The 23,293-nt window shown below is 47.9% G+C and carries 22 protein-coding genes and 1 riboswitch; all 22 genes read right to left on the bottom strand.

Annotation, left to right across the window (positions count from 1 at the left end; all coding sequences use genetic code 11):
• Positions 1-16 precede the first annotated feature (16 nt).
• Positions 17-550 carry a F0F1 ATP synthase subunit delta gene (locus J2736_RS23970; protein WP_310501115.1) on the bottom strand — a complete coding sequence of 178 codons (534 nt, stop codon included), beginning with the start codon at positions 548-550 and terminating at the stop codon, positions 17-19.
• The gene (atpF, locus tag J2736_RS23975; protein ID WP_056611682.1) at positions 547-1,032 is read right to left on the bottom strand and encodes a F0F1 ATP synthase subunit B; all 486 of its coding nucleotides are present in this window, start codon (positions 1,030-1,032) and stop codon (positions 547-549) included. Before atpF ends, J2736_RS23970 begins: the two co-directional genes overlap by 4 nt.
• A gap of 78 nt (positions 1,033-1,110) precedes the next feature.
• Positions 1,111-1,335, bottom strand: coding sequence for a F0F1 ATP synthase subunit C (atpE, locus tag J2736_RS23980; protein ID WP_028556930.1), 225 nt, complete (start codon positions 1,333-1,335; stop codon positions 1,111-1,113).
• Between the two features lie 78 nt (positions 1,336-1,413).
• Positions 1,414-2,121 carry a F0F1 ATP synthase subunit A gene (gene atpB, locus J2736_RS23985; protein ID WP_310501116.1) on the bottom strand — a complete coding sequence of 236 codons (708 nt, stop codon included), beginning with the start codon at positions 2,119-2,121 and terminating at the stop codon, positions 1,414-1,416.
• Between the two features lie 37 nt (positions 2,122-2,158).
• Positions 2,159-2,542, bottom strand: coding sequence for an ATP synthase subunit I (locus tag J2736_RS23990; protein ID WP_310501117.1), 384 nt, complete (start codon positions 2,540-2,542; stop codon positions 2,159-2,161).
• The gene (locus tag J2736_RS23995; RefSeq protein WP_310501118.1) at positions 2,539-2,760 is read right to left on the bottom strand and encodes an AtpZ/AtpI family protein; all 222 of its coding nucleotides are present in this window, start codon (positions 2,758-2,760) and stop codon (positions 2,539-2,541) included. The genes J2736_RS23990 and J2736_RS23995 overlap by 4 nt, the downstream gene beginning before the upstream one ends.
• Before the next feature lie 222 nt (positions 2,761-2,982).
• Complete coding sequence (wecB, locus tag J2736_RS24000) at positions 2,983-4,119, bottom strand: non-hydrolyzing UDP-N-acetylglucosamine 2-epimerase (RefSeq protein ID WP_310501119.1); 1,137 nt, start codon at positions 4,117-4,119, stop codon at positions 2,983-2,985.
• 153 nt (positions 4,120-4,272) lie between these two features.
• Positions 4,273-4,902, bottom strand: a complete 630-nt coding sequence (gene upp, locus J2736_RS24005; RefSeq protein ID WP_310501120.1) for a uracil phosphoribosyltransferase — start codon at positions 4,900-4,902, stop codon at positions 4,273-4,275.
• Positions 4,903-5,092: 190 nt separating this feature from the next.
• Complete coding sequence (locus tag J2736_RS24010; RefSeq protein WP_310501121.1) at positions 5,093-8,233, bottom strand: glycosyl hydrolase; 3,141 nt, start codon at positions 8,231-8,233, stop codon at positions 5,093-5,095.
• 16 nt (positions 8,234-8,249) lie between these two features.
• Positions 8,250-9,848 (bottom strand): response regulator transcription factor, encoded by a 1,599-nt coding sequence (locus J2736_RS24015; RefSeq protein WP_310501122.1) that lies wholly within the window; start codon positions 9,846-9,848, stop codon positions 8,250-8,252.
• Positions 9,845-11,635, bottom strand: coding sequence for a cache domain-containing sensor histidine kinase (locus J2736_RS24020; RefSeq protein ID WP_310501123.1), 1,791 nt, complete (start codon positions 11,633-11,635; stop codon positions 9,845-9,847). Before J2736_RS24020 ends, J2736_RS24015 begins: the two co-directional genes overlap by 4 nt.
• Positions 11,636-11,706: 71 nt before the next feature.
• A complete protein-coding gene (locus tag J2736_RS24025; RefSeq protein ID WP_310501124.1) occupies positions 11,707-13,320 on the bottom strand; it encodes a type 2 periplasmic-binding domain-containing protein in 1,614 nt (537 codons plus the stop codon).
• Positions 13,321-13,400: 80 nt separating this feature from the next.
• On the bottom strand, positions 13,401-14,273 hold the full coding sequence (locus J2736_RS24030) for a carbohydrate ABC transporter permease (protein ID WP_310501125.1): 873 nt from the start codon (positions 14,271-14,273) through the stop codon (positions 13,401-13,403).
• A gap of 15 nt (positions 14,274-14,288) precedes the next feature.
• Positions 14,289-15,191 carry an ABC transporter permease gene (locus J2736_RS24035; protein ID WP_310501126.1) on the bottom strand — a complete coding sequence of 301 codons (903 nt, stop codon included), beginning with the start codon at positions 15,189-15,191 and terminating at the stop codon, positions 14,289-14,291.
• Between the two features lie 155 nt (positions 15,192-15,346).
• Positions 15,347-17,065, bottom strand: coding sequence for a family 16 glycosylhydrolase (locus tag J2736_RS24040; protein ID WP_310501127.1), 1,719 nt, complete (start codon positions 17,063-17,065; stop codon positions 15,347-15,349).
• On the bottom strand, positions 17,065-18,072 hold the full coding sequence (locus J2736_RS24045; RefSeq protein ID WP_310501128.1) for a glycoside hydrolase family protein: 1,008 nt from the start codon (positions 18,070-18,072) through the stop codon (positions 17,065-17,067). Before J2736_RS24045 ends, J2736_RS24040 begins: the two co-directional genes overlap by 1 nt.
• 184 nt (positions 18,073-18,256) lie before the next feature.
• The gene (locus J2736_RS24050) at positions 18,257-19,507 is read right to left on the bottom strand and encodes a serine hydroxymethyltransferase (RefSeq protein WP_310501129.1); all 1,251 of its coding nucleotides are present in this window, start codon (positions 19,505-19,507) and stop codon (positions 18,257-18,259) included.
• A 36-nt stretch (positions 19,508-19,543) separates the two neighbouring features.
• On the bottom strand, positions 19,544-20,155 hold the full coding sequence (locus tag J2736_RS24055; RefSeq protein WP_310501130.1) for a TIGR01440 family protein: 612 nt from the start codon (positions 20,153-20,155) through the stop codon (positions 19,544-19,546).
• 15 nt (positions 20,156-20,170) lie between these two features.
• Positions 20,171-20,629, bottom strand: a complete 459-nt coding sequence (gene rpiB / locus J2736_RS24060; RefSeq protein WP_310501131.1) for a ribose 5-phosphate isomerase B — start codon at positions 20,627-20,629, stop codon at positions 20,171-20,173.
• A gap of 104 nt (positions 20,630-20,733) precedes the next feature.
• A riboswitch (ZMP/ZTP riboswitch) is annotated at positions 20,734-20,814 on the bottom strand.
• Between the two features lie 95 nt (positions 20,815-20,909).
• A complete protein-coding gene (locus tag J2736_RS24065; protein WP_310501132.1) occupies positions 20,910-21,482 on the bottom strand; it encodes a low molecular weight protein arginine phosphatase in 573 nt (190 codons plus the stop codon).
• A 101-nt stretch (positions 21,483-21,583) separates the two neighbouring features.
• Positions 21,584-22,144: a manganese efflux pump MntP gene (locus J2736_RS24070; RefSeq protein WP_310501133.1), complete on the bottom strand. Its 561-nt coding sequence runs from the start codon at positions 22,142-22,144 to the stop codon at positions 21,584-21,586.
• Between the two features lie 64 nt (positions 22,145-22,208).
• A complete protein-coding gene (locus tag J2736_RS24075) occupies positions 22,209-23,276 on the bottom strand; it encodes an L-threonylcarbamoyladenylate synthase (RefSeq protein ID WP_310501134.1) in 1,068 nt (355 codons plus the stop codon).
• Positions 23,277-23,293 lie beyond the last annotated feature (17 nt).

Below are 23,293 nucleotides of genomic sequence, written 5' to 3' on the forward strand. Positions count from 1 at the left end.
TCTTACAGTGCTTGTGTTAAACTAACGCTTTGGCTAAACGGCCCAACTTGCCTGCCAAGCTTCCATCATATAAACGATCACCGATACGTACTTGTACACCGCCGAGCAGCTTAGGCTCAACTACGGACGAAACACGAATCGTTTTACCTGTTACTTTACTAAAATGTGAGGCAATCTCCGCTTGCTGAGCATCCGACAATTCGAACGCGGAAGTAACGATTGCGCTCGCTTGTCCGAGTGCTTCATTCGCAACCTTGGCATAATCAAGCACTAAGGTATCTAGAATGGATTGTCTACCTTTATCAATCAAGACCAGCAGCGTGTTCCACACCGGTTCGGAAACATTGCCCTCGAAAATCTGCTTCAGCAGGTCCGTCTTGACGGTATTCCCGATGTTCGGATGGTTCAGGAACTTCTGCAAGTCTGCATTATCCCTAATCGCACTAGCTACAGATTTAAGCTCATCTTCAACTTGGGAAATGATATTCTTTTCCTTCGCTACTTCGAATAAAGCTTTGGCATAACGCTTCGCTACGACGATGTCACTCATACGTTGCCTCCTACCTCTTTGAGGTAATGCTCAACAAGTTCTTCTTGTGACTTTTCGTCGATTTGTTTCTCAATAATTTTGGATGCGATTAGAACGGACATCGCGCCAACTTGGCTGCGAAGAGCGGCAACCGCTTTGTTCTTCTCATTTTCGATATCTTTAAGCGCTTCGTCTTTCAGACGGTTTGCTTCTGCACTAGCTGCATGAATAATATCATCAGCTTGCTTGGAGCCTGTGTGCTTCGCTTGCTCAATGATGTCGTAAGCTTCCTTACGAGTTTGTTGCAGCGCTTGCTTTTGTTCCTCCAACAGTTGCTCTGCCTGTTTACGGCTAGTTTCAGCTGTTTGAATTTGATCTTTTACCAATTGTCTGCGTTTCTCCATCATGCCGAACAGAGGACCGAACGCAAATTTAGAAAGCAACAAATATAAAATTAAAAACGCGACAAGTTGTATCCAAAATGTGGACCATTCAATATGCAAGTAACGTCACTCCCTTCTGATAACATGGGCAAAACGAAGGCGTGGTGGCAACTTCGGCCATCAACGCCAAACGGTTTCTTAAGCTTTTCCCATAAAGATGAACGCAAGAACCAATGCAACGACCGGCATTGCCTCAACTAGACCTACCCCGATAAACATTGTTGTTTGAAGCGTACCACGAAGTTCTGGTTGACGAGAAATACCTTCCAAAGCACGACCTACGATCAAACCGTTACCAATACCTGCACCTAGTGCTCCCAAACCGAATACGATACCTGCTGCTACTAATGCTATTGCTCCCATTGATAAAATCCTCCCTTAAACTCTTAGGTTTTTGTTGTTTTATAAGTGACTCGAGACTTCCCGAGGTAAGTCTAATGCTTAGTGCTTTTCTTCATGAATCAATGTTTGTGAGATATAAACCATGGTTAGCATCGTGAATACGAAGGCTTGAATCGCACCTACGAACACACTGAAGCCCTGCCATACGAAGAGAGGCGCAATTCCAAACCAACCTGCTCCAATAATGACAGATATCATGATTTCACCTGCATAAATGTTACCGTAAAGACGGAACGCAAGCGTAAGTGGCTTCGATACAACTTCAATTAAATGAAGGATCAACATTGCCCCTTTGAACTCAAAATAATGCGCGAAGTAATGCTTCGTGTTACGAGTAATCCCTAAGTAGTGACTTAGCACGATAACAACGACTGTTAGTGCTCCTGTAACTGCGATATCAGCTGTTGGTGATTTCCACCAAGATACATGATCTTCCGTCACGATTGAGAAAGGAAGGCCGAGCATGTTGCCGATAAAGATATACATAATGAGCGTAAGACCAAGTGCAATAAATCCTTTGCCATGCTTGGAACCGATCGTGCTTCCAATAATGCCTTCTACGAACTCAATCGTCCATTCCATGAAGTTTTGAAGTTTCGAAGGATTTGTTACGGATGCTCGGCTCGCTCCTGCAATTGCAAGAATTAGCACGATAACTGTGGTAATCCCGATCATCAGTAACGCTGATGCATCGAAATCAATACCAAACCAATTATATATTGGCGCGTGATGTTCCATATTTTCCATTTTCACCCCTTTCATCCGTTGAAGTTACATCGTGGAATTACTTCTTAGACTTCTTAATAGAAAGAATACCCAATACGAGTGTTGCCAATTGAGCAAAAAAGTATCCAACAATCGTCGTGGTTAATGCAACATGTTCGGGATACCTGACGGCAATCAACCCAACAAACCCAGCGACTGCTGCCCTTGTCAAGAAGCCAAGGGTTACCTTGCGCCCTGACTGCTCTATCGCAGCTGCTGCCAGCTTGTTAATCTTCCAAGCTAAGAACCTCGCATTAATCATGCTCGCACATGCTCCAAGCATTATCCCTGCAACGTAAACCCGGTAATCGACAAGAAGCGCCCATGCAGCCAAACAAAAGGATAAAAAGAAAAGAAATACGTTTTGAACCGTTTTCAGAGTGGCTGAAAAGTCGTCCATCATAGCCCTCCGTACCGCTTAATCATCAAGTAAATGCTCATGATGCCGGTTACAAGCCCAAGTAAAAATCCGACTAACAACCAGATCTGTCCACCTAGTACACCACTCAACCAATCACCGAAGAAATATCCGGCTGCCAAACATACGACAAGGTCTATGCCAATTGCACTAGTTAACGCTACTGCCCGCCAAGGATTATCATTGGAATTTGGCCGTTTCATTGCACCCTCCTGGGTGTTTTCCACATGGGAAAACGCGTCTCGTAGCTCACTCCTACGAATCCTCATTCATTGTATCGAAGCCATGCTAACTTTGTCAATTGACGGAACTTCATTTGTCACATCTCACAAAACTCCTTAGAGCCTTGTGGCTCTAGGGTTTGCGCTTTTTTAAACCGAACAGTTCAACTGTACGCTGTAGCGTTTGTCATGATTTTGTCACGGTTAGAAAGATTCCGGGCGTTCAGTCGTCCTACCGAAGTGATGAAGAATCGCTTGAACGATGCGTTCCGACGCTTTTCCGTCTCCGTAAGGGTTCGCAGCTTGGCTCATTTTATTGTACTGATCTGCATCTGTTAGCAACGCCTTGGCGCGCGTATAGACCACTTCTTCATCCGTGCCAACTAGCTCTAATGTACCCGCTTGAATACCTTCTGGACGCTCTGTCGTATCACGAAGAACGAGAGCTGGGACACCAAAGGTTGGCGCCTCTTCTTGAAGGCCGCCAGAGTCCGTCAGAATCATATACGTATATGGATAGAAGTTATGCAGTTCGAAAACGTCAAGCGGATCGATCAATTTAATGCGTGGATGATTGCCTAGAATTTCATGGGCAGGTTCGAGAACCACCGGGTTCGGATGAACCGGGTAAACGATTGCAATGTCCTCAAACTCATCAGCGATACGTTTCACGGCGCGGAATATTTGACGATGCGGCTCACCTTGAGCCTCACGGCGATGCGCTGTCATCAAGATCAGCTTGCGGCCTGCCGCCCATTCAAGAACAGGATGCTCGAATTTCTCCTGCACCGTGTACTTAAATACATCAATAGCCGTATTCCCGGTCACATAGATCTGGGACTCTGATTTATTTTCTTTGCGCAGGTTATCTGCGGATTGTTGTGTAGGCGCAAAATGAAGGTCTGCAAGAACGCCCGTTAATTGACGGTTCATTTCCTCTGGATATGGCGACAATTTGTTCCACGTCCGAAGACCCGCTTCCACGTGTCCTACTTGTATCTGTTGCATAAATGCCGCATAGCTTGCCAGGAACGTTGTTAGTGTATCACCGTGAACAAGAATGAGATCCGGCTTCGCCTCTTTGAACACAGGCTCTAGTCCTTGCAGCACACGCATGGTAATCTCATTTAATGTTTGGCGATCCTTCATAACATTAAGGTCAAAGTCAGGTGTGATTTTAAAAATATCAAGCACTTGGTCCAACATCTGACGATGCTGTGCAGTTACGCATACCAGAGACTCAATCTGCTCAGGATGCTTTTCCAACTCGAGAATGAGCGGAGCCATTTTGATAGCTTCAGGTCTTGTTCCGAAGATCGTAATCACTTTTAGACGTTTCATCGGTTTCTTCTCCCCTTAGAGCTTTCCGTAGGAAAGCTATCTTCGTAAGCGTTAACTTAACGTTTCTGTTAAAGAAAACGAAGCTCGTAAATATGAGCTTAAGTTTTCTTACAGGAAAACTGACTTCGTAAGCTTTACTTTTGTTCAAAAAAATTAATCAGTGCCGTACAGACGATCCCCTGCATCCCCGAGACCTGGCACGATATAGCCATGATCATTCAAATGATCATCGACAGCTGCGACGTAAATATCAACGTCTGGGTGTTCTTTTTGAACGGAAGCTACGCCCTCAGGTGCAGCGATGAGACACATGAGCTTAATACGTGTACAGCCTCTGCGTTTCAGCACTTCAATCGCTGCGTTGGCAGATCCACCGGTAGCAAGCATAGGATCAATAACTAATAAATCCCGCTCCAAAACATCCGTAGGCAGCTTCACATAGTATTCTACGGGCTGAAGTGTATCCGGATCACGATAGAGGCCAACATGTCCAACTTTAGCAGCTGGCATCAGCTTTAACACACCGTCAACCATACCTAAACCCGCTCGCAAAATAGGGATTAACCCCAACATTCTGCCTGAGATAACGTGGCAATCTGCTGTTGTGACTGGCGTTTTCACTTGCACTTGCTGCAGCGGGAGATCCCTTGTAATTTCATAAACCATTAATGTAGCAACTTCATCGACAAGCGCTCTAAAATCCTTCGTTGTCGTGTTCTCATCCCGAATATAAGTAAGCTTATGCTGGATAAGCGGATGATCGCAAATATGTACTTTACCCATAAATTCCTCCTAAATTAAGCTTGTAGGTCAGGCAAACCTCGTCCATTATATCATATGTTATCCAACTTATCTGCTATAGAACCAACAATATGCACGGTTTTGCTTTGGTTATAAAATCATGGCAAAGAACCCTCATAAGTCGCACTCTCCAATCGGAGAATGCACACTCACGAGGGTATAGAAGTAAGGTTTAGCTGGCGTCAATTAGCAATAACTGAACACCGGTCAGCCCGAAGCTGACAAAACAATAGCGATCCGTCCAGATTTGGTCGGCCCCTGCGTCAACCCACCCGATTTTATCGGTAAAGCTAGTAGGTCCGACGAAGGTTACCTCACCCTTCAGATGATGATGAGGGCCAAACGTGTTACGTCCACTGGTCAGCAATTCTATGTGAAGCTGCACGGTGGCTTCCGATATTTCCGCTGTAAGATCCAGTTGCTGGGCTCCCCAAAGAATCGTATGCGTGGTTCCTTGATTGACTGTAATATGCACAGCTGGACAGCGCATAGCGTCCCACTGGAGGACAAGCCTGCTCCCTTCGCGTATACGTCTAAGCACATACTCGGGTAAAGTAATGCTTTTTGCAGCACGGATGCCCCCTGCATAGAAGAGCAATCCTTGCGTCGTGACATCCGTCAGAGACAGTTGCTTCGGCGGAATAGTCAAAGTGAACGGACCTTCCGTCCATATTGCCTCGCGTTCCGCATGCTCCCAGCCCCTGTGCGGTTGCACAGCGAAGGGACCTAGCACATACACACTTTCGATCTCAACGTCGAATGTGAGCTTATTGCGAATCGGGGCCAAGTTGGCACCGGCCACACCGAAGAATCGATACACCTCTTCGTTGCAGTAAAAGGTTCCTGACATGTGGATATCATTACGTCCCTCTCGCACATAGTCACCGATCTTCAGCGTAGGGAAGCTGCGATCCCCACCTAACCAACCGTCAGCACTGTTGGCTTGGATAAGCTGTCCGTTAACCTCCAGCTTCCAATGCTCAGGACGTTCAATCGCCAGCCTCCATAGTGAACGATCAGTGACCTGCATCAGCGCCGCATCTGTATCGAAAGTAAACGCCAACTCGATATGCACAGGCCGTTTCAGCGCGATACAATGCTCTTGGATATTCAGCACATACGTTAGAGCTGACCACTCGCCTCCATCTAAACGATAGATAGCATAGTCTAAAGTTAACGCATTGGGTGCTGACAGCTGATAGTCCCACGGAGATTCCATATTTACTTCAACAACTGATAATGTCTTCTCAATGGAAGATGGTGTAGCTGAAGCTGGAACTGCTTCCGTTACAGTCTCACTGTCCCAAACCGCAAAGATCTTGGAGTCACCAGGCGCTAGCTTCAAGCTTGACGACAGTGTGCGTGCGTCAGCTTCGCCTTTTTCCCCATTTTCCAAATCCATCTCCATCCATACTCGCCGATCTGACGCAGGAATGTTCAACTCGACCGTCCCGGTATTTCCCGTATGCACAACATACAGCAATGTCACACCAGGCAAACGCCGCTCCTGTACATAAAGCTTTCGTAAAGCTTCTTGCGACGTATCCTCTCCCAGCAGCCAATCACTGCGAACCTGCACTTGCTCGGCCAAACCCTTCAACTCCGCAATATGAACCACACGATCGCTCATAAACCAAGATGCTAGTGTCTCGCTCCGTTTGCCCTCCAGATAATGAGGGGCTTCTCCCACTAATATAACCTTTCCTCCCGCTTCTACGAACGATTTCAGCAGTTCAAAGGTTGAAGCCTCTAACGTTAGCACATCACTCACAATGACCGTTGCGTATTGTTGGGAACCGACCTGTAACATCCCGTCTAAAATACGCCCATAGTCTCGCATCAACGCTTCATCGCCGTAATCGAAATCACGCTGAAGCGCTAATAATTCTTCCGCTAATGCATCCATGCGGTTCTGCAATTGTTCCACGTTACTTTTATCTTTCATACTTTGCAGCAGCCATGCCGACCGAATCGGATGCAGCACAAGAATACCTGGAACGGCCTTCCCAAGAGTCAACAAATACGTAAGCCTAGCAAAATAATGATTAAACTGGCTGTACACGTCCCACCAGGGTTGCTGAACATACAGAGATGGTGGGTAGTCCCGCTTGCGAACCCCTCGAATCGAATACGATTGCAGATGTGGGCATAGTCGATTCACACCTAGGACAAACTGCCATTCGGCGATCCTTTTCATCTCACGGAAACTCAAGTTCCAGCCACAGCAACCGAAGGTTTCAGTAATCACGAACGGTTTATCCAACTGCCGCGCTACCGAAGCCGCCTGCTTAGGCAAAATCACGCTGCGCGGCGTACGACCCAGCATATCAATACCTGGCATATGCATTCGCTCATACAGCGGCATGACTCCTGCCGTGTACTGCATTTGGTCCATGAGGGTATCTTCACCCATGAAATGACCTGTCAGCTGCCAGCCATGTGCTTCACACCAGTCTGCAACCAAACGAACAGACGTTCGAAAACGTTCGCTCACCAGATTCCAAAACTGATAACGTGCTAGGTATGCCGCTTCCATTTCAGACTCATGTACTTCTGTAAGCAACCAACCGATAGCATTGGTAATGGACTGCCCATAACGTAACGAATACGCCTGATCAAGATCAACCGACCATGGAATGCCAGAGAACTTAAACTCATCTGTAAATATGCCGGGCATAGTGCCCTCACCGAACCTGTCACCTAGACGCTGGAAATAAACCTCATGGCACGCCTGCAGAAAGGCATCCATCGCTTGAATAGAAAGGATATCAATATAATAAGGATTCACTCGGCACATGACGGCCAGACCTTCATCCCAATTTTCAATATCGCCGTCCGTCTCTTGCACTCGCCACTGCTGCTCGTTTGCTAATCGAACCAGCAGGTACATAAAGTCGGGATCCTGTCGAAGTACTTCCATCTGGTGTAAGGCATTCTCTTTCTTAACTGGGATACCCTCCAGCGACTTTTGCTGATAAGAGGCCCCTAATGCCGGCACAACCCCATTCGCTGTTCCACTAGGCCATCCATTCTCATCGTAACACCAAGCTTCTAGTCCTTGAGCTTTAGCCTCATCCGCTGATACCTCAATCGCATCTAGAAACTCCTCACCCATATAAGGAGTTAGCAGCCCCTGTCTGGTATGCATGAAGAAACCGCCTAACCCTGCACGTTTCATCTCGCCAATTTGCCTACGAAGTTCCTCAGGCTCCAGCTTATCGTTCCATGACCAGAAAGGTGTGCTTCGATAGGTAGCAGGCGGATTATGAAAAATAGATTCTTCCAACTGATTTCGAGCTTTCTTGGATAGCAAAGCATCTCTCTCCTCGTCAATCTCTCCCGCTTGCCGCGACAAACTTCTGCGGAGAGGTTCCGGTTATTTTTTTGAACAAGGTACAAAAATACTTCTCATTATGAACGCCAACTGCCTCGGCAAGTTCTAAGTTGGAATAATCACGCTTACGCAGCAGCTCGATGGCCCGCTCAATCCTACGCTTGGAGACGTAATCCGTGAAATTAATCCCTAATTCTTTCTTGAAAAGCTCGCTCACATACGAAGGATTCAAATGAATATGCTCAGCTACGACGCTGAGCGAAATCGATTCCTTTAGATGATCCTCAACGAAACGCATCGCCTTTACCATCTCGGCGCGCAGCCCGCTTCCTTCTACTTGGGCATGCAGCCGTTCCCACTCTATTCGCAGCTGATCAACCAGCTGATGCAGATGCGTACAGTCCGCAAAGGTTACCACCTCGGCGGCATCCCCATTCGCTGTCGACAACAGCCTCTGGCGAAGCCGTGCGTACCAGCCATCCACATAGCCCAGCAGCTTGCCAGGGATAACGCGGTGGCTGTGCAGCACATGAAGCAGAGGCACAATCACTTCGCCTCCTGACTTGGAGCTTGATCGCTCAAGCGTATGCTCGAAGCGTTCTGAAAGCTCACGCCAGTCGCTCTCCGTGTAAGCTAGCCTGCGATTTGGTGTAACCACGGAGCCAAAGCTAGCATAGAAGGTGTCCGCGAGCGCACCTTTTGCCTCCTCATAGGCTTTCGCAGCCTGCCCCCAGCCGTTATACATCCGGCTCACACCTATCGAAACAGATATCCGTAAATAGGTTTTAATAGCGTCACGGATGCTTTCCCCAAGCTCGTAGCAGTTCCGGTCGAACGATTGTTCGCTGCCTGCTTGAATTGCAGCTAAAGCCACGATGACACCTTGCTGTAGCTCACAAGCAAAACAGCTCCCTTTTTCCCGCAGTACTTCTTCAATTATATTTAACATGCCATACTTGAGCATGTTACGGTCAGCTGGTGAATATTCCGAGCAGAATACGTCATAATTATCAAACCGCAGAGCAAAGCAACCATACTGCCGCGGCTCGAAACTCGGCACTAGTTCTGCGCTGCGGCGATCCATGACGGAATCCGACACCTCACCACGCAGCAGCTCCTCAAACAGATGCTTACGCAGACGATACGAATTCTCTTTCACTGATCCGCTAAGACTTTGCAAGCGCCTTTCTTTCTCCTCGCGAGCGATGACATTATCACGCGCTTTGGACAAGGCGGTGTGTACGTCTTCTTCGCGTAATGGCACCTTGACTAAATATTCAAACACTCCCATGGCAATGGCTTGTTTCGCATAGGCAAAGTCAGAGTAGGCGCTTAGGATGATGACCTCCACACCAGGCAGACGTTCCCGAAGCTGACGAACGAGTTCAATCCCGTCCATGCCAGGCATCACGATATCTGTGATAATGAGATCAGGACGAAGTTCATCTGCCCTCTCCAAAGCTTCGGCGCCCGAATAGGCACGACCAACAAGTCGGAATGGCATCCGCCGCTCCGCCCATCGTTCGAAATAGGTCTCTAATCGCTTTACCATCGGCGGCTCATCATCCACAATGAGGCAGGTTACCTCTCTCATTGCGCTTCCCCCCTGTCCCGTTCCTCATGCTTCTTGTTCTCTTGCACGGTGTCATCTGGGAATGTCAGTGTTACACAAGTTCCACGTCCTGGCTCACTCCTCACGCTTAGCCCATAAGGCTCCCCGTAGTTCAAACGGATTCGTTGATGAATGTTGTATAAACCAATTCGCTTCCGATGATTATAATTTTTCCCCGCTGGATCCTCTAGCAGTAACTCAATTGTCTTATCAGGCGTCATGCCAATCCCTTCGTCCTTTACCTCAATAATGAGATTTCCATCCCGACGAATAGCTGACAATTGAATCGCTCCTGGTTTACGACCTCCGGCATATCCGTGAAAAATACTATTCTCCACAATCGGCTGAAGCGCCATGCGAAGAACAGGAAGCTGCAGGGCTAACGGATCGATGTCTTCCATTAGCTCAAATTCACTATCGTATCGAATCTTCTGTATATATAAATAATCCTTCACATTCCGCAATTCCTGCTCCAAATTGACCCGGTCTGAGAACTCGGTGATGCCGTATTCGAGAATCGAAATCAGTGCTTCAATGATGTTGTCTACCTCAGAATAGCGCTCAAACGCGACCACATTTGAAATAGAACCTAGCGTGTTGTAAAGAAAATGAGGATTAATTTGTGATTGCAGCACTTGAATCTCTAACTCTTTCTTCTTGCGCTCACCATGGTTCACGTGTTCAATTAAGGTTCTGATTTGGCGCAGCATATCATCGAATGTTTCAGCCAGCTTGCCGAATTCATCACGGCGTACGCTCGATATGCTAACGTTCAAGTCTCCGTGACCGACTTGATTAATTTTTCGAATCAGATAATACACCGGTGTTCGAATCATGCGAGCTACGAAACCAGCCGTCAGCACGCTAAGCAAGAAGCCAAGCAGCAACAGGCCAATGAAAAAGGTCTCCATCCGCTTGAGCGAAGTTTGCAGCGTCGTTCCGTCATAGAAAGCAAAGACAATCCATTTGGTACGCGGATTAATGCTCTTCATAATGGTCACGGCATTTCCATTCATATGTTCGTTAAAGACATCATCCTTGGACTCCACAAGTTCCCGACCATCGCGATCGTCAAAACGTAGACGGTGATCGACAATACTGAACAAACGGCTGCCAGCTGGCTCCAGAATGACACGTCCCTCTTTGTCCATAATGCCGAGTTGCAGATCGTTGCTGCCACCGCCAACTTTTTGCAATCGCTCCTGCATCGCAGTTAGATTTAAATCTACAGCCACAGCCATAGGTTCACCGGCTATCGTAATCGCTTTGGTGAAGGTGACTGTCCAACCAGAGAAGAAATTCTGGTAAGGTTGACTAACCGTCACGGCACCGTAAGCGTTACTGTAGGCCATTTTGTATAGCGGATCACGATCATCCCTTGGGTCATTAATGACCTTCGTTACAGGGTTTCCACCCAGAATGGACAAATCCTTGCGAATCACGTACACGTCTGTTAGCATGACCGAGTTCTCCCGGTAGGCATTCTCTAGAGCAGCCTGCGCAGCCGTCAGATCATTACGCCACGAAGCTGCTGAAGTGGAGAGTTGACCGATCGTATTTTGCACAAGAAGAAAATACAAATCGATATATTCCTCTTCCTTATGCAGCAACTGTGTAGCTTGGTTAAGCTGACTCGACGTAATTTCATTTTTAATATAACGGTAGGATAAGCCGCTTAGAATAGCCTCCGAGCTGAGCACGAAGACGAAACAGACCAGAAACAGTCGGAATGATATATTGTGGAACCATCTCTTGATCCAATCTCGCATGTGCGCACCTCTCGTTGCTAAGTTGTTGAATGTGGAAAAAGAGGAGTCTTCTCCCCTTTTCCCCACTACAATTATTTTATAACACCGTCACCTTGCAGCTGCTTCGTATAATTCGCAATCGCATCGTTCAGCTTAAATTTGTCCTGCAGCGTCTTCACGAACGTATCCCAGTTAGTTAAAGGCTCTTTGCCGGTTACGAATTTGAGCATCATTTCATTCGCATATTTCAGGCGATCTTGCGACATCGGGTCTGCTGGATCGTCAAAAACACGTGGATTTACATTGTTATCCTTCAAGTAACTTGTGTTAATCTTCTGATTCGCGTTCGTGATATCAGGCTTCTGGAAGTCGAAGTACACGCCGTCCGTCGCTTTGCGAACGAAAGCGTAGTTATAGCGCCACTCAATTTCCTTCTCGTTGTACGTAGATCTATCGATCAACTTCGGAGTGCCATTCGTTACGGTAAATGATTTGTCCTTTATGCCGTAAGCTAAGAACGGATAAGCATCCTTATTGGTGTAGAGATATTGAATGAACTGCATGGCACGCTTCGCTTTGCCAGCATCTTTCATTGCTTCCTTCGAAAGTCCAATGAGTGACTGTTGGAACGGCTTTACGTCAAGAATTTGATCGCCATACGGTCCTTTTGGCGGTGCGATTTGCTTCCAATCTGGTATGCTGCCTCCGGCGTCCTGCATTTTCTTCGTTTCCGCAGGCTCCAAACGACGCCAGTCTTCGATCATGATACCAACCTTGCCTTGGTACATTTTATTATCACGTTTGAGTCCATCGTCGATCGTTACCCAGTCAGGGTCAACAACTTTCGCATCGATCATTTCTTTAATGAACGTTAGCGCTTCCTTTGTTTTCGCGTCGGTGTTGTAGACAACAACCTTACCATCTTTGACATCTACAAAGTTAGGTTGCACACCGTACATCCAGAAAATCTGTTGGAAACCTTGTGCACCACTCGTGCTATAACCCAATGAGCCATCCTTTGGCAGCATCGCGACGTAACCATACGTATCGTTCTTGCCATTACCGTCTGGATCGTTGAAAGTGAACGCTTTCATAACATTGAGCAATTCTTGTGGATTCGTTGGAACCGACAAGTTCAACTTTTTGAGCCACGTATTGTTGATCCACCAACCATTTACACCGCCAACGGCTTCGGAAGCTGGTAAACCAATCGTATGGCCTTTATATTTCATAGGCTCGAGGCGCGAAGGGTCAAATGCTTTCGGAAGCTCAGGGAACTCCTTCAACAAGTCATCGAGATCGGCGAGCAAGCCTTGATCGTAATATTTAATCGCGGAAGCACGATCTGGGAAAGAGACGATATCGGGAATCTGATTGGAGGAGATCAGCAGGTTGAGCTTATCTTTCCAGTTCTCGCCGCCCATGATCATATCGAGATCCATGTTGTTGTCTTTCTCGATCATCTGACGAATCGGATCCTGCTCTTTTGCTGGCATTGGCGTCGTCAAACGATAGCCGATCGTATTGTAAAAGCTTACTTTGTACTTCTTATCAGCTTCCACCGGCTTAGCCGATTGCACAGCTCCAGTTGAGGGGGCAACGCTCGCACTTGGTGAAGCTGTATTCTCAGCCTTGCTGCAACCTGAAGCAACAACCCCTAGGATTACAGTCATACTAAGCAACGCACTTGCGTGATTCTTTTTCATCTTGAACCTCTCCCTTTAGTCTATTATACATGCTATATCCGAGAGTTTCCTCTAGATATCATCGTGAATTTGGCCCCCTATTATCCTTTCACAGAGCCAAGCAGTACACCTCGGGTAAAATGCTTCTGGATGAATGGATACACAACCAAAATCGGTAACGTTGTAATGGCAACAGACGCCATCTGGACCGAAATGGGGTTCACCGAGTTCGCTGCTTCAGCTGCGTCACCACTAATCGCCACAGACGCGAGTAGAATTTGCCTTAGAAATAGCTGGACAGGTTGATTCTCTGGCATGTTGATGTAGAGGAGAGCGTCGAAATAGCTGTTCCAGTGCCACACGGCGTAGAAAAGGCCAATCGTCGCGATAATCGGTACAGACAATGGGATTACGATGCGTACCAGAATGGAGATCTCACCCGCTCCATCGATTCGAGCAGCTTCGTCAATGGCTTCTGGCAGCTGTTCAAAAAAGCTTTTTACGATCATGAGATAGAACGCATTAATCAAGCCTGGAATGATGAGTGACCATTCGGAGTCGAGCAGTCCTATATTTTTCACAAGCAAGTATCCTGGAATAATACCGCCGTTGAACAGCATGGTGAATACGATAAAAAGCAGGAACGGACTTCGGCCAGGCAACGCTTTGCGCGAGAGCGGAAGTGCTGTAATGACGGTGAACACTAAGTTCAACAACGTACCGACAATGACACGAAAAAGGGTAACTTGGTAGGCATCGAATAATCTGCCCCCTTGCATGATCTCTCGGTACGCAGTCAATGTGGTGTGTGTCGGGATGATGACCAAGCCATCTTTCTTAATGAACTCAGATATCGGTGTCAGTGAGACGCTGATGACATACAGGAATGGCAGTACGCAGGAAGCGGCGAGCAGGGATAGCAGCAAATAATTAACGCCTTGGGCGAGTCGGTCGCCGGTGGTCATGTGACGCATGGATGATTCCTCCTTCTACCAGATTTGTCCGTCGAATTTTTTGGCAATCCGATTCGCACCAAGTACTAGCACGAAGCCGATTACTGATTTAAACAACCCGACAGCGGTAGCAAGTCCAATACGTCCCTCTTGTAAACCGACCCGATACACCCATGTCTCGATAACATCGGCCTTCTCTTGATTAAGGGGATTGAGCATAATGAAGATTTGATCAAAGCCAACATCAAGAATGGCGCTGAGCCGCAGCACGAGCATGAGGATAATAACATTGCGAATACCCGGAAGGGTAATATGCCATAACTGACGGGATTGAGACGCACCATCCATTGTTGCTGCTTCGTAAAGGCTTGGATCGATGCCTGTGAGCGCTGCCAGGTAAATGATGGCTCCCCAGCCGACTGACTGCCAGATATCCGTTGTGACGATAAGCGACCGGATCAGACCGGACTCGGTTAAGAAGGATATGCGGTCCAAATGAAAGGCGGTTAACAATTGGTTAACGAGTCCTGTTCCAGGTGCGAGGAACGCCACCAGCAACCCGTAAATAATGACCCATGATAGAAAATGAGGCAGGTAAGTTAGGGTCTGAATGGTCCTTTTGAACCCCGTTGACGTAACGGCATTGAGCATTAAGGCTAGAATAATTGGTGCTGGAAATGAAAAGACGAGCTTGTAAAACGAAATCAGAATGGTATTTCCAATAATCTGTTTAACATACACACCATCGAAAAATAGCTGAAAGTTCTGCCAGCCAACCCACGGGCTTTCCCAGAGTCCTTGCAGGACATTGTAGTTCTTAAATGCAGCGGCGATGTACACCATCGGCACATATTTAAATACCGCAAAGTACAGTAAGCCCGGAATTAATAGGGCATACATCACACCGTATCTTCGCAGCAGGATCATCGATCGATGCATGAGCTGCCTCTCCTCTCTCTCTCTGTTGGTTATACTTTTATTGTAGCGTCACAAAAGGAGCAATCCTTTTGATATCTTTGGCAGAAGGTCTAAAATCTTCGGAAATCTTCGGGAAATACGAAACCGCCTCTCGGATGAGAGACGGCTTTGATGGATCAATTTTTGACGAGTGTGATGTAATCGTAAGCAAGTTGATATGTGCTAGCAGATGTATTCTTGCCCGTTACGGTGAATCGAAACGTCTGATTACCAGTTGTACTGATCGCCACCGTACCTAAGTTAGACTCCATATAACCAGAAGTAGCAGCATACTGGTCTACCGTCGAACCCAGATTAGTGCCGTTAACGGCAAGCTGATATATGCCTTTGTTGAATGCACTGCGATTTCCCACGTACACCGTATACGTTCCTGTCTGTGGTACATTTACCGTGTATTGCACGTAATCGCCAACGCCATTGCCGTTGAGATTGTTGAACGACTTGCCAGTAACAGCATCATTGTAATTCGTTTGCGAATCCCCCGTAGACGTAGTTACAGGTAAGGACTCTGCTTCATACACCGTTGTAGCGGATACTTCGCTAAAAATCACATCATCAACGAGCATCCACTGGGACGAGTTTGCATTAGAGGTAAAGGCAATCGTTGCCTGACCATTGGTCACGGGGATATTATTCAACGTGATTTGAGTCCACGTGCTGGTTGTGGGGACCGTGATGTTCATCTCCGTTCCACCGTAATTCAGCACACGCATCTGAGCCTGTGCCTGACCGCCAGAACTCTTCACCCACGCGCTGAGCTGGTAGGTATCGTTCGCAATCCCGTTCAGATTCTGCTTCGTCGTAACTAGATAATTGCTCCCCTTCGCATGCTTCAAGGAACGTGTTCCGGTATGTGCATCTGTCGTGGTCATAAAGCTGGCGTCTTTATCGTACGTCTCGATCCAGTTTGGCGTATCTTGATCGGTATATCCTTTGGATGTGTCTTTTACCGTAAACTCCATCTGAGGATTACCAAGCAGGTTCGCAGCCGGGTAGCTCTTCGCGTAAAAACGGAAGTAATCAAACTCACTTTCACCTGGCAGCTTCGTGTAATCCGAAACCGTTCTATAGCCTAGTGCCGTTAGCCAAAAATTGGCTGGCGCAAAAGGCATCGGTGTCGTAACGGTATTAATCGTGTTGACGAGTGTACCGTCCAGATAGAATTTAATCGCCGTCGGCGTCCATTCGTACCCATAGATGTGCCACGCATCTGGTGTAACATTCACATGCTGACGAGGCGAGCCGTAACCCGGAATATACGTGATAGTGCCTGTATCGTAGTAGCCGTTAGCGGAGTCATGTTCAAAACCGTCAATCTCCGTAGCCTGATTATAAAAAGGTAAATTCCCCGCAGCAATTTCGGCCGTCAAGCCAGTTATATTGTTCGCGGCAATATGATTGCTGAGCCCCATGCTCCAGAAGGAAGAATGCAGCCCTGTGGTGCTATTAAACAGCTTAGCTCTCGTCTCGTAATAGCCATAGCCGAACAGTTTCTTCGAAACTATACCGCCGCAGGTGTTGTACCACGTACCATTAATTTGCTCACGCTTAAAATCAATGTGCAAAGAGCCGCCAGATTCACGCACGTTCTCTTTCCGGTTGTAGCCTAGTGAATAGGGACCCGCATCACGGTACATCCAGTCATCCTCATTGATCACTGTATCGTTAAATTCATCAGCGTAATATAACGTGTAACCTGCTGGTGCCGCTGCTGAAACTGGATCAGGTAAAACTGTAGAGAGTGTCGCTGTGGCCAACAAACATACGGGTAATACCGTCCGGAGCGGATTGACTATACAAGTGCGAAGTGGACTAAGCCATTTCAAATTCACCATTAATCTCCTCCTAATGGAATTCGGATGTTATACGAGCGGCTTCCCTCCCGTTCAAGTACGGCGCAGAGTAAGACGGCAGGCTTCCCACTCTCATCGAACCATAGCTGGGGGCGTTCCAATCTAAGAACGGATTGTGCAACCTGATGTGCCCAGGGAATTTGAAGATCGAATGCGAGCACATGCCGCGATGGCTGCCACACGATGCCGTCTGATGATTCAAATAAAGCGACAGAGCCGCGTTCCGACTTCGTAAAATAACCTTGAAAATCCTTCATCAGCGCGTAGTAGCCGTCCCCCTTACACCATACATAAGGGTCCTCTACCGCCCAATCGTTCGTGGGGTTCGTTACCGTGGGTTCTGGCTGCTTGCGAAACGGTCCCAGCGGATGATCGGCAAAAGCAACGCCTGCGTTAACCGCTCCACCCTTCGGTGGAGGGCCCTCGGCCACACCTTTGTACATCATTAGAACACGGCCGTCCGTGGTCTCGCACACGGTAGGGTTGCTCGTCATGAGACCATCCCACTTTTCTGGGGAAACATCGAGTACAGGAGCAGTCCCGCGCGTCCATGGTCCTGCAGGATGGTCAGCGACAGCAACTCCAATACGTTGATGGTTACGATACGCCCACCATGTTGCCTCATCGGCAGGATAGTCGAAATCAAAGTCAGGGCCATGCGTCTCCATGTAATACAGGTAATAACGATTACCGTGATGCAAAATGGCTGGATTGTGTGCTACATCCCTATCCCAGCTCGCTGCGCCATCTCTATTGGTCCAAATCGTATCAACATGGTGGAACGGACCTAATGGATTATCCGCAACCGCATAGGCAATTTCGGAATGCGTGGCCCAAGACTCAAACCCCACCTGCTCAGGCCAACGTGAATAAAACAAGTAATACCTCCCCTCCGCATCTCGTGTCATCGAACCACACCAAACATGCCATCCTGCAAGCTCAAACTTCGCCTCAGCCGGCACAGGCCGAAGCATCTCCTGAAAATTCATGTTCACCTCTCCTAGCTCTGTAAGGGTATACATTCGTACAGAAATAGTGTAAGGGCTCTGCTGCTCGGAAAAGTTTCATATTTTCGTAAGATGGTTTGAAGTTTTGGGATGTGTAGTTCGTGGTGGGTTTCGGCAGAAAGAAAAAAAAGGCCAGCTCTAATGAGCTGGCCCCTTCAAATTGCTATTAGTAAGTCAAACCTGGGTAAAGCGGGAATTGTGCCGTTAGATCGGAGACCATGCCACGCGCTTTCGCAAGTGTAGCTTCGTCTTTCGGGTTTTTCAATGTAAGACCGATAACTTTTGCGATAGTTTTCATTGCTTCTTCGTCCATACCACGGGAAGTAACAGCCGGTGTACCCAAACGGATACCACTTGTTACGAACGGGCTAGTTGGGTCGAAAGGAATTGCGTTTTTGTTCGCTGTAATACCGATTTCATCAAGCACGTGCTCAGCGTCTTTACCAGAGATGTTCAGGTTACGCAAGTCAACCAACATCAAGTGGTTGTCTGTACCGCCAGAAACAAGGTTGATGCCTTCAGCTGTAAGAGCTGTTGCCAATGCTTGTGCGTTGTTGATGACATTTTGACCGTACACTTTGAAATCCGGTTGAAGAGCTTCGCCGAAGGAAACAGCTTTAGCTGCAATGGTATGCATCAAAGGTCCACCTTGGGAACCAGGGAATACGGCTTTATCGATCGCTGCAGCCCAAGCTTTTTTCGTAAGAATCATACCGCCGCGAGGACCGCGAAGCGTTTTGTGTGTTGTAGTCGTTACAAAATGTGCGTGCGGCACTGGGTTCGGGTGCAAGCCAGCTGCAACTAGACCAGCGATATGCGCCATATCCACGAAGAACAATGCGCCTACATCGTTAGCGATGGAAGCCAATGCTTCGAAATCAATCGTACGCGGGTATGCACTTGCACCTGCAACTAACATACGAGGCTTGTGTTTGAAAGCTGCTTTACGAACATCATCATAGTCGATGCGGAAATCTTTTTCGCTTACGCCGTAAGCGACGAAGTTGTAAAGGATACCGGAAGCATTAACCGGGCTACCGTGCGTTAAGTGACCACCATGCGCAAGGTTCATACCAAGAACCGTGTCGCCTGGGTTTAGAGCTGCTAAGTAAACAGCCATGTTTGCTTGTGCACCGGAGTGCGGTTGAACGTTCGCGTGCTCAGCACCGAAAAGCTCTTTCGCGCGATCACGAGCGATGTCTTCCACGATGTCTACGTACTCACAGCCACCGTAGTATCTTTTGCCTGGGTAGCCTTCTGCATATTTGTTCGTAAGTACAGTACCCATAGCTTCAAGAACGGCTTGGCTCACGATGTTCTCGGAAGCAATTAGCTCAATTTTGTCGCGTTGACGGCCTAGCTCAAGGTTCATCGCTTCTACGATTTTCGGATCTTGCTTGCTCAAAAAGTTTGTCATCTGGAATTCCTCCTAAGGATAGTCTTTAAAATACAATTAGCAATCTGCATCAGGTGCAGCTTGTTGATAGAGTTGCTCCGCTAGATCGGCGGAGTAGACAGCTCTCGTGCCGCCGATCAGCTTAGGCCTTGCGAAGGCCATCGTAACGTACGCTTGGCCGATATGGCGAACAGGCGGCCTGACAGGCACAGCCACTTTGCGCAGGTGCATCCCGATCAGCGTACTGCCGATATCGATAGCCGCGTGAGCCGCAATCGACTCCACCACGACGGCTTTTGCGAAATGCCGATACGCGTAAGAGGCCATCGATCCTCCTGCCTTCGGTACGGGAATGACAGAGACCGGCTCCAGCTGCGGCGCTATCGTCAGAAGCTCATCTTCCACAACCAGCGCACGATTCAAATGTTCGCAGCACTGATAAGCCGCAAACAGCCCGAACTCGCTGCAGATACGCTTCACCGTCTCAAATATCGGCTTAGCCGCATCCAGCGTACCCGATGTACCAATGCGATGCCCGAGAATTTCGCTCGTGCTCGTACCGATCACAAGAATGTTGCCGGGACGTAAGCCGCCGACCGTAACCAGCTCCCGTAGGTTCGCTTCCAAAGCTTCCGCTGCTGCTATAGGGTCAAATATAGAATCACTCATTATTCATCCTCATTTCTAGGGATGTACTGTGAAACGATCCTCAATGCTCTGCACTTTATTGATGCGGTTCTTATGGCGGACACCCTCTGAAAACTCGGTTTCCAACCAGATTTTGACGATTTCTTCCGCTACGCCAGGCCCAACTACTCGCTCACCCATTGCAAGCACGTTCGTATCGTTATGTTCACGTGTCGCTTTCGCAGAGAAAAGATCGTGCACAAGTGCACAGCGGATTCCCGGAACCTTATTGGCAGCAATGGACATCCCAATGCCTGTTCCACAAAGCAGAATCCCTTTGTCTGCTTCTCCAGAAACGACTCCTTCGCAAACTTGAAGTGCATAATCTGGATAATCAACGGAGTCGCCGCAGCTGCATCCGAAATCAATCACTTGATGACCTAATGATTCAATAAAAGGAATGATAACATCTTTCAAACGATAGCCTGCATGATCTGCACCTAAAGCAATTTTCATGAATAAAACGCTCCTTTTTGACTGTTCGAATTCGACCATCCTATTATATCCCAAAGCTCACCAAAAACGAAAAAAAGAGCGCACACGCTAAAAAACGCGCGTTGCTCTTTTGCCCAGGCGACCGGCCGTATAGCTCAATGCTCCATTGTGGTTACTCCCACTCGTCGCCAGTTACATTGAGTCTTGCTTGTTACCTGTATTTTATCGCATTCCTTGCGATGTGTAAAGTTCTATTAGCCTACATGAACACATAAGGTGCAATCTGGAAAAACGATTTTGGTTAAAGCAGCTTTTTTACCAATTTATCTAAGCTCCGGCTAATTTCTTCAGCGGTGTTTCGGTAATCAGCCAATGATCCGCCATAAGGATCGGAAATATCGTAATCGGGAATCGTATTTTCCAACGTATACATACGACTTCTTTCTTCGACAGATACCGTTTGGGACAGCGCCTGTTTAAGTTGAAGCTCCGCTGCAAGCTGCTCTCTCTCTTCAATTGCCTTCAGAATTCGATCATCGTCCTCTACATACTCATTGAGCGTATAAGTCTTCTCGATCGCATGAGGAAAGCGCCCAATCACGGTACGTTTATGCCCCGTCGTCATCGTCAAGACCAAATCAGCCCAATCGACATCTGCATCACTAATTGCTAGCGAACTAATCGATTCCTTGAAACCCGCTTCATGGAGAAGCGATTGGCTATTCCTAGAGATCGGACCACCCGTCATCGCGGATACACCTGCCGAACGAACCTCCGCCGCAAGCCCCTCTTGACGCACCCTCATACGCAGCAAACCTTCAGCTAACGGACTGCGGCACGTATTTCCTGTACAGACAAATAGAATTCGCAACATGAAATCCTCCCGAAATAAACGACTACACCCTCCTCTTAAGAGAGGTGCGTTTATATAGAAATTGATGAACGGCTGCACCGTCCATGATTACTCGTATTGTATCATAGTAAAAACTTGATCCCAAACCCTAATAAGATAAGTCCGCCGAATGCCTCGCCGTATTCGCCTACCCAACCGCTAACTCGTCTACCTAATAGCAAGCCTGCTATCGAAAGCAACCCGCCAAATAAACCAAAGACGAGCACAGTGAGCACAATATCGGTAGCAAACATGCCAAGCGAAACACCCACTGAGAATGAATCTATACTTACACTGAGAGCAAATATGATAAGCCCCCATAGTGTCCGATGATCAAAGACCGTCGCTTCTTCCCCGCGTACCGAGCTGTATACCATATGGGCTCCAAGCAAAATAAGTAAACATCCCCCCGCGGCCGTCGCGACGTTACCCAATAAGAGGGAAACATATTGCCCCATAAACATCCCCGTTAGCGGCATGATGACATGGAAAAGACCGATGATAATGCTTATTTTCAAAATATCCCACAGACGAATGCCCTTCATTCCTATGCCAATTCCTAATGAAAAAGCATCTAGGCCCAAAGCAATCGCCATTATTCCAATTGTCATGAGTTGCCCAACTTGTACCCCAGATGCGAGCATAGCACGATCCCCCTTGTCCACGATTCTTTCTCAAGATATGCGGACAAACTGGGAATCATGCTAATTAGAGTCGGATCCGTTCATGCCCCGCTGCTTTGAGCAGTCGATTCATAATCGCGCTGCCAATGCCTGAATCAGGGACACCTTCTGCAACAATATAGCTAATACCTTGATGATCAAAAGTCCGCAGAGCGCCATAAAGCTCCCGAGCAATCGAATCTGGTTCGGAAAGAGAACCGCATGCAAGAATGAGATCTGCACGGTATTCGCCGGCTCTCTCCTCAAAGGTAAGTATACCCGTCGACTCTCCTCGTGCCTTCGCAGCATCAATATCCTGCTGAATCCATGCCGAGACTTCCTGAACATCATCCCCTTGCACGATGTGCATAAAGCCCTTCGGCGCATAATGCGTGTACTTCATACCTGGCGCACGCGGGGTATCCGAAGCCTCTACTTCTGTCGGTTCAGACACATGAATAGGCAGCTTTGGCAACACGACATGCAGCTGCTCAGCTGTCACGCCGCCCGGTCTCAGGATGTATAACTCCCCGTCAACCAGCTGAATAACCGTGGACTCTACACCAACCCCGGTTGCACCACCATCCACAATGCCGCCAATTTTTCCATCCAAATCATCGCGCACATGCGAGGCTAAGGTCGGACTCGGTCTGCCTGAACTATTCGCACTTGGCGCCGCTATCGGCAGCCCTGTTTCTCGCAGCAACTGTAAGGCAACCGGATGATTAGGTATACGAATGCCTACCGTTTGCAGACCCGCCGTCACTAACGGCGAAAGGCTACCTGCAAGAACAGGTAGCACAATGGTTAAGGGGCCTGGCCAAAAAGCTTGCATAAGGGCTAGATGATCCGTAGTAAGACTATCCGACTGAACAAGACTTGGGAGCTGGTTCACATCAGCAATATGTACGATTAAAGGATTGTCAGAGGGCCTCCCTTTTGCAGCGAAAATCTGGAGAACGGCGGTAGTATTCGTCGCGTCCGCTCCAAGTCCGTACACCGTTTCGGTCGGAAAGGCTACCGTATCACCTTGCTGCAGAAGTTTAGCTGCTTCTGCTATATTCTGCGCTGTTGCGCCTATCGCTCCTTGATTCACGTCCCAGTAGTTTGTCACAAACTCTCATCCTTACT

Origin of the sequence: Paenibacillus qinlingensis (assembly GCF_031455095.1) — a bacterium.
In the GTDB taxonomy this organism is placed as follows: Bacteria; Bacillota; Bacilli; order Paenibacillales; family NBRC-103111; genus Paenibacillus_E; species Paenibacillus_E qinlingensis_A.

Bases quoted from the DNA above. Each gene is read 5' to 3' on its own strand.
- J2736_RS23970 (WP_310501115.1), bottom strand. From the start codon at position 550: ATGAGTGACATCGTCGTAGCGAAGCGTTATGCCAAAGCTTTATTCGAA.
- atpE (WP_028556930.1), bottom strand. From the start codon at position 1,335: ATGGGAGCAATAGCATTAGTAGCAGCAGGTATCGTATTCGGTTTGGGA.
- atpB (WP_310501116.1), bottom strand. From the start codon at position 2,121: ATGGAAAATATGGAACATCACGCGCCAATATATAATTGGTTTGGTATT.
- J2736_RS23990 (WP_310501117.1), bottom strand. From the start codon at position 2,542: ATGATGGACGACTTTTCAGCCACTCTGAAAACGGTTCAAAACGTATTT.
- J2736_RS23995 (WP_310501118.1), bottom strand. From the start codon at position 2,760: ATGAAACGGCCAAATTCCAATGATAATCCTTGGCGGGCAGTAGCGTTA.
- wecB (WP_310501119.1), bottom strand. From the start codon at position 4,119: ATGAAACGTCTAAAAGTGATTACGATCTTCGGAACAAGACCTGAAGCT.
- upp (WP_310501120.1), bottom strand. From the start codon at position 4,902: ATGGGTAAAGTACATATTTGCGATCATCCGCTTATCCAGCATAAGCTT.
- J2736_RS24015 (WP_310501122.1), bottom strand. From the start codon at position 9,848: ATGAGAGAGGTAACCTGCCTCATTGTGGATGATGAGCCGCCGATGGTA.
- J2736_RS24020 (WP_310501123.1), bottom strand. From the start codon at position 11,635: ATGCGAGATTGGATCAAGAGATGGTTCCACAATATATCATTCCGACTG.
- J2736_RS24025 (WP_310501124.1), bottom strand. From the start codon at position 13,320: ATGAAAAAGAATCACGCAAGTGCGTTGCTTAGTATGACTGTAATCCTA.
- J2736_RS24030 (WP_310501125.1), bottom strand. From the start codon at position 14,273: ATGCGTCACATGACCACCGGCGACCGACTCGCCCAAGGCGTTAATTAT.
- J2736_RS24035 (WP_310501126.1), bottom strand. From the start codon at position 15,191: ATGCATCGATCGATGATCCTGCTGCGAAGATACGGTGTGATGTATGCC.
- J2736_RS24040 (WP_310501127.1), bottom strand. From the start codon at position 17,065: ATGGTGAATTTGAAATGGCTTAGTCCACTTCGCACTTGTATAGTCAAT.
- J2736_RS24045 (WP_310501128.1), bottom strand. From the start codon at position 18,072: ATGAATTTTCAGGAGATGCTTCGGCCTGTGCCGGCTGAGGCGAAGTTT.
- J2736_RS24050 (WP_310501129.1), bottom strand. From the start codon at position 19,507: ATGACAAACTTTTTGAGCAAGCAAGATCCGAAAATCGTAGAAGCGATG.
- J2736_RS24055 (WP_310501130.1), bottom strand. From the start codon at position 20,155: ATGAGTGATTCTATATTTGACCCTATAGCAGCAGCGGAAGCTTTGGAA.
- rpiB (WP_310501131.1), bottom strand. From the start codon at position 20,629: ATGAAAATTGCTTTAGGTGCAGATCATGCAGGCTATCGTTTGAAAGAT.
- J2736_RS24065 (WP_310501132.1), bottom strand. From the start codon at position 21,482: ATGTTGCGAATTCTATTTGTCTGTACAGGAAATACGTGCCGCAGTCCG.
- J2736_RS24070 (WP_310501133.1), bottom strand. From the start codon at position 22,144: ATGCTCGCATCTGGGGTACAAGTTGGGCAACTCATGACAATTGGAATA.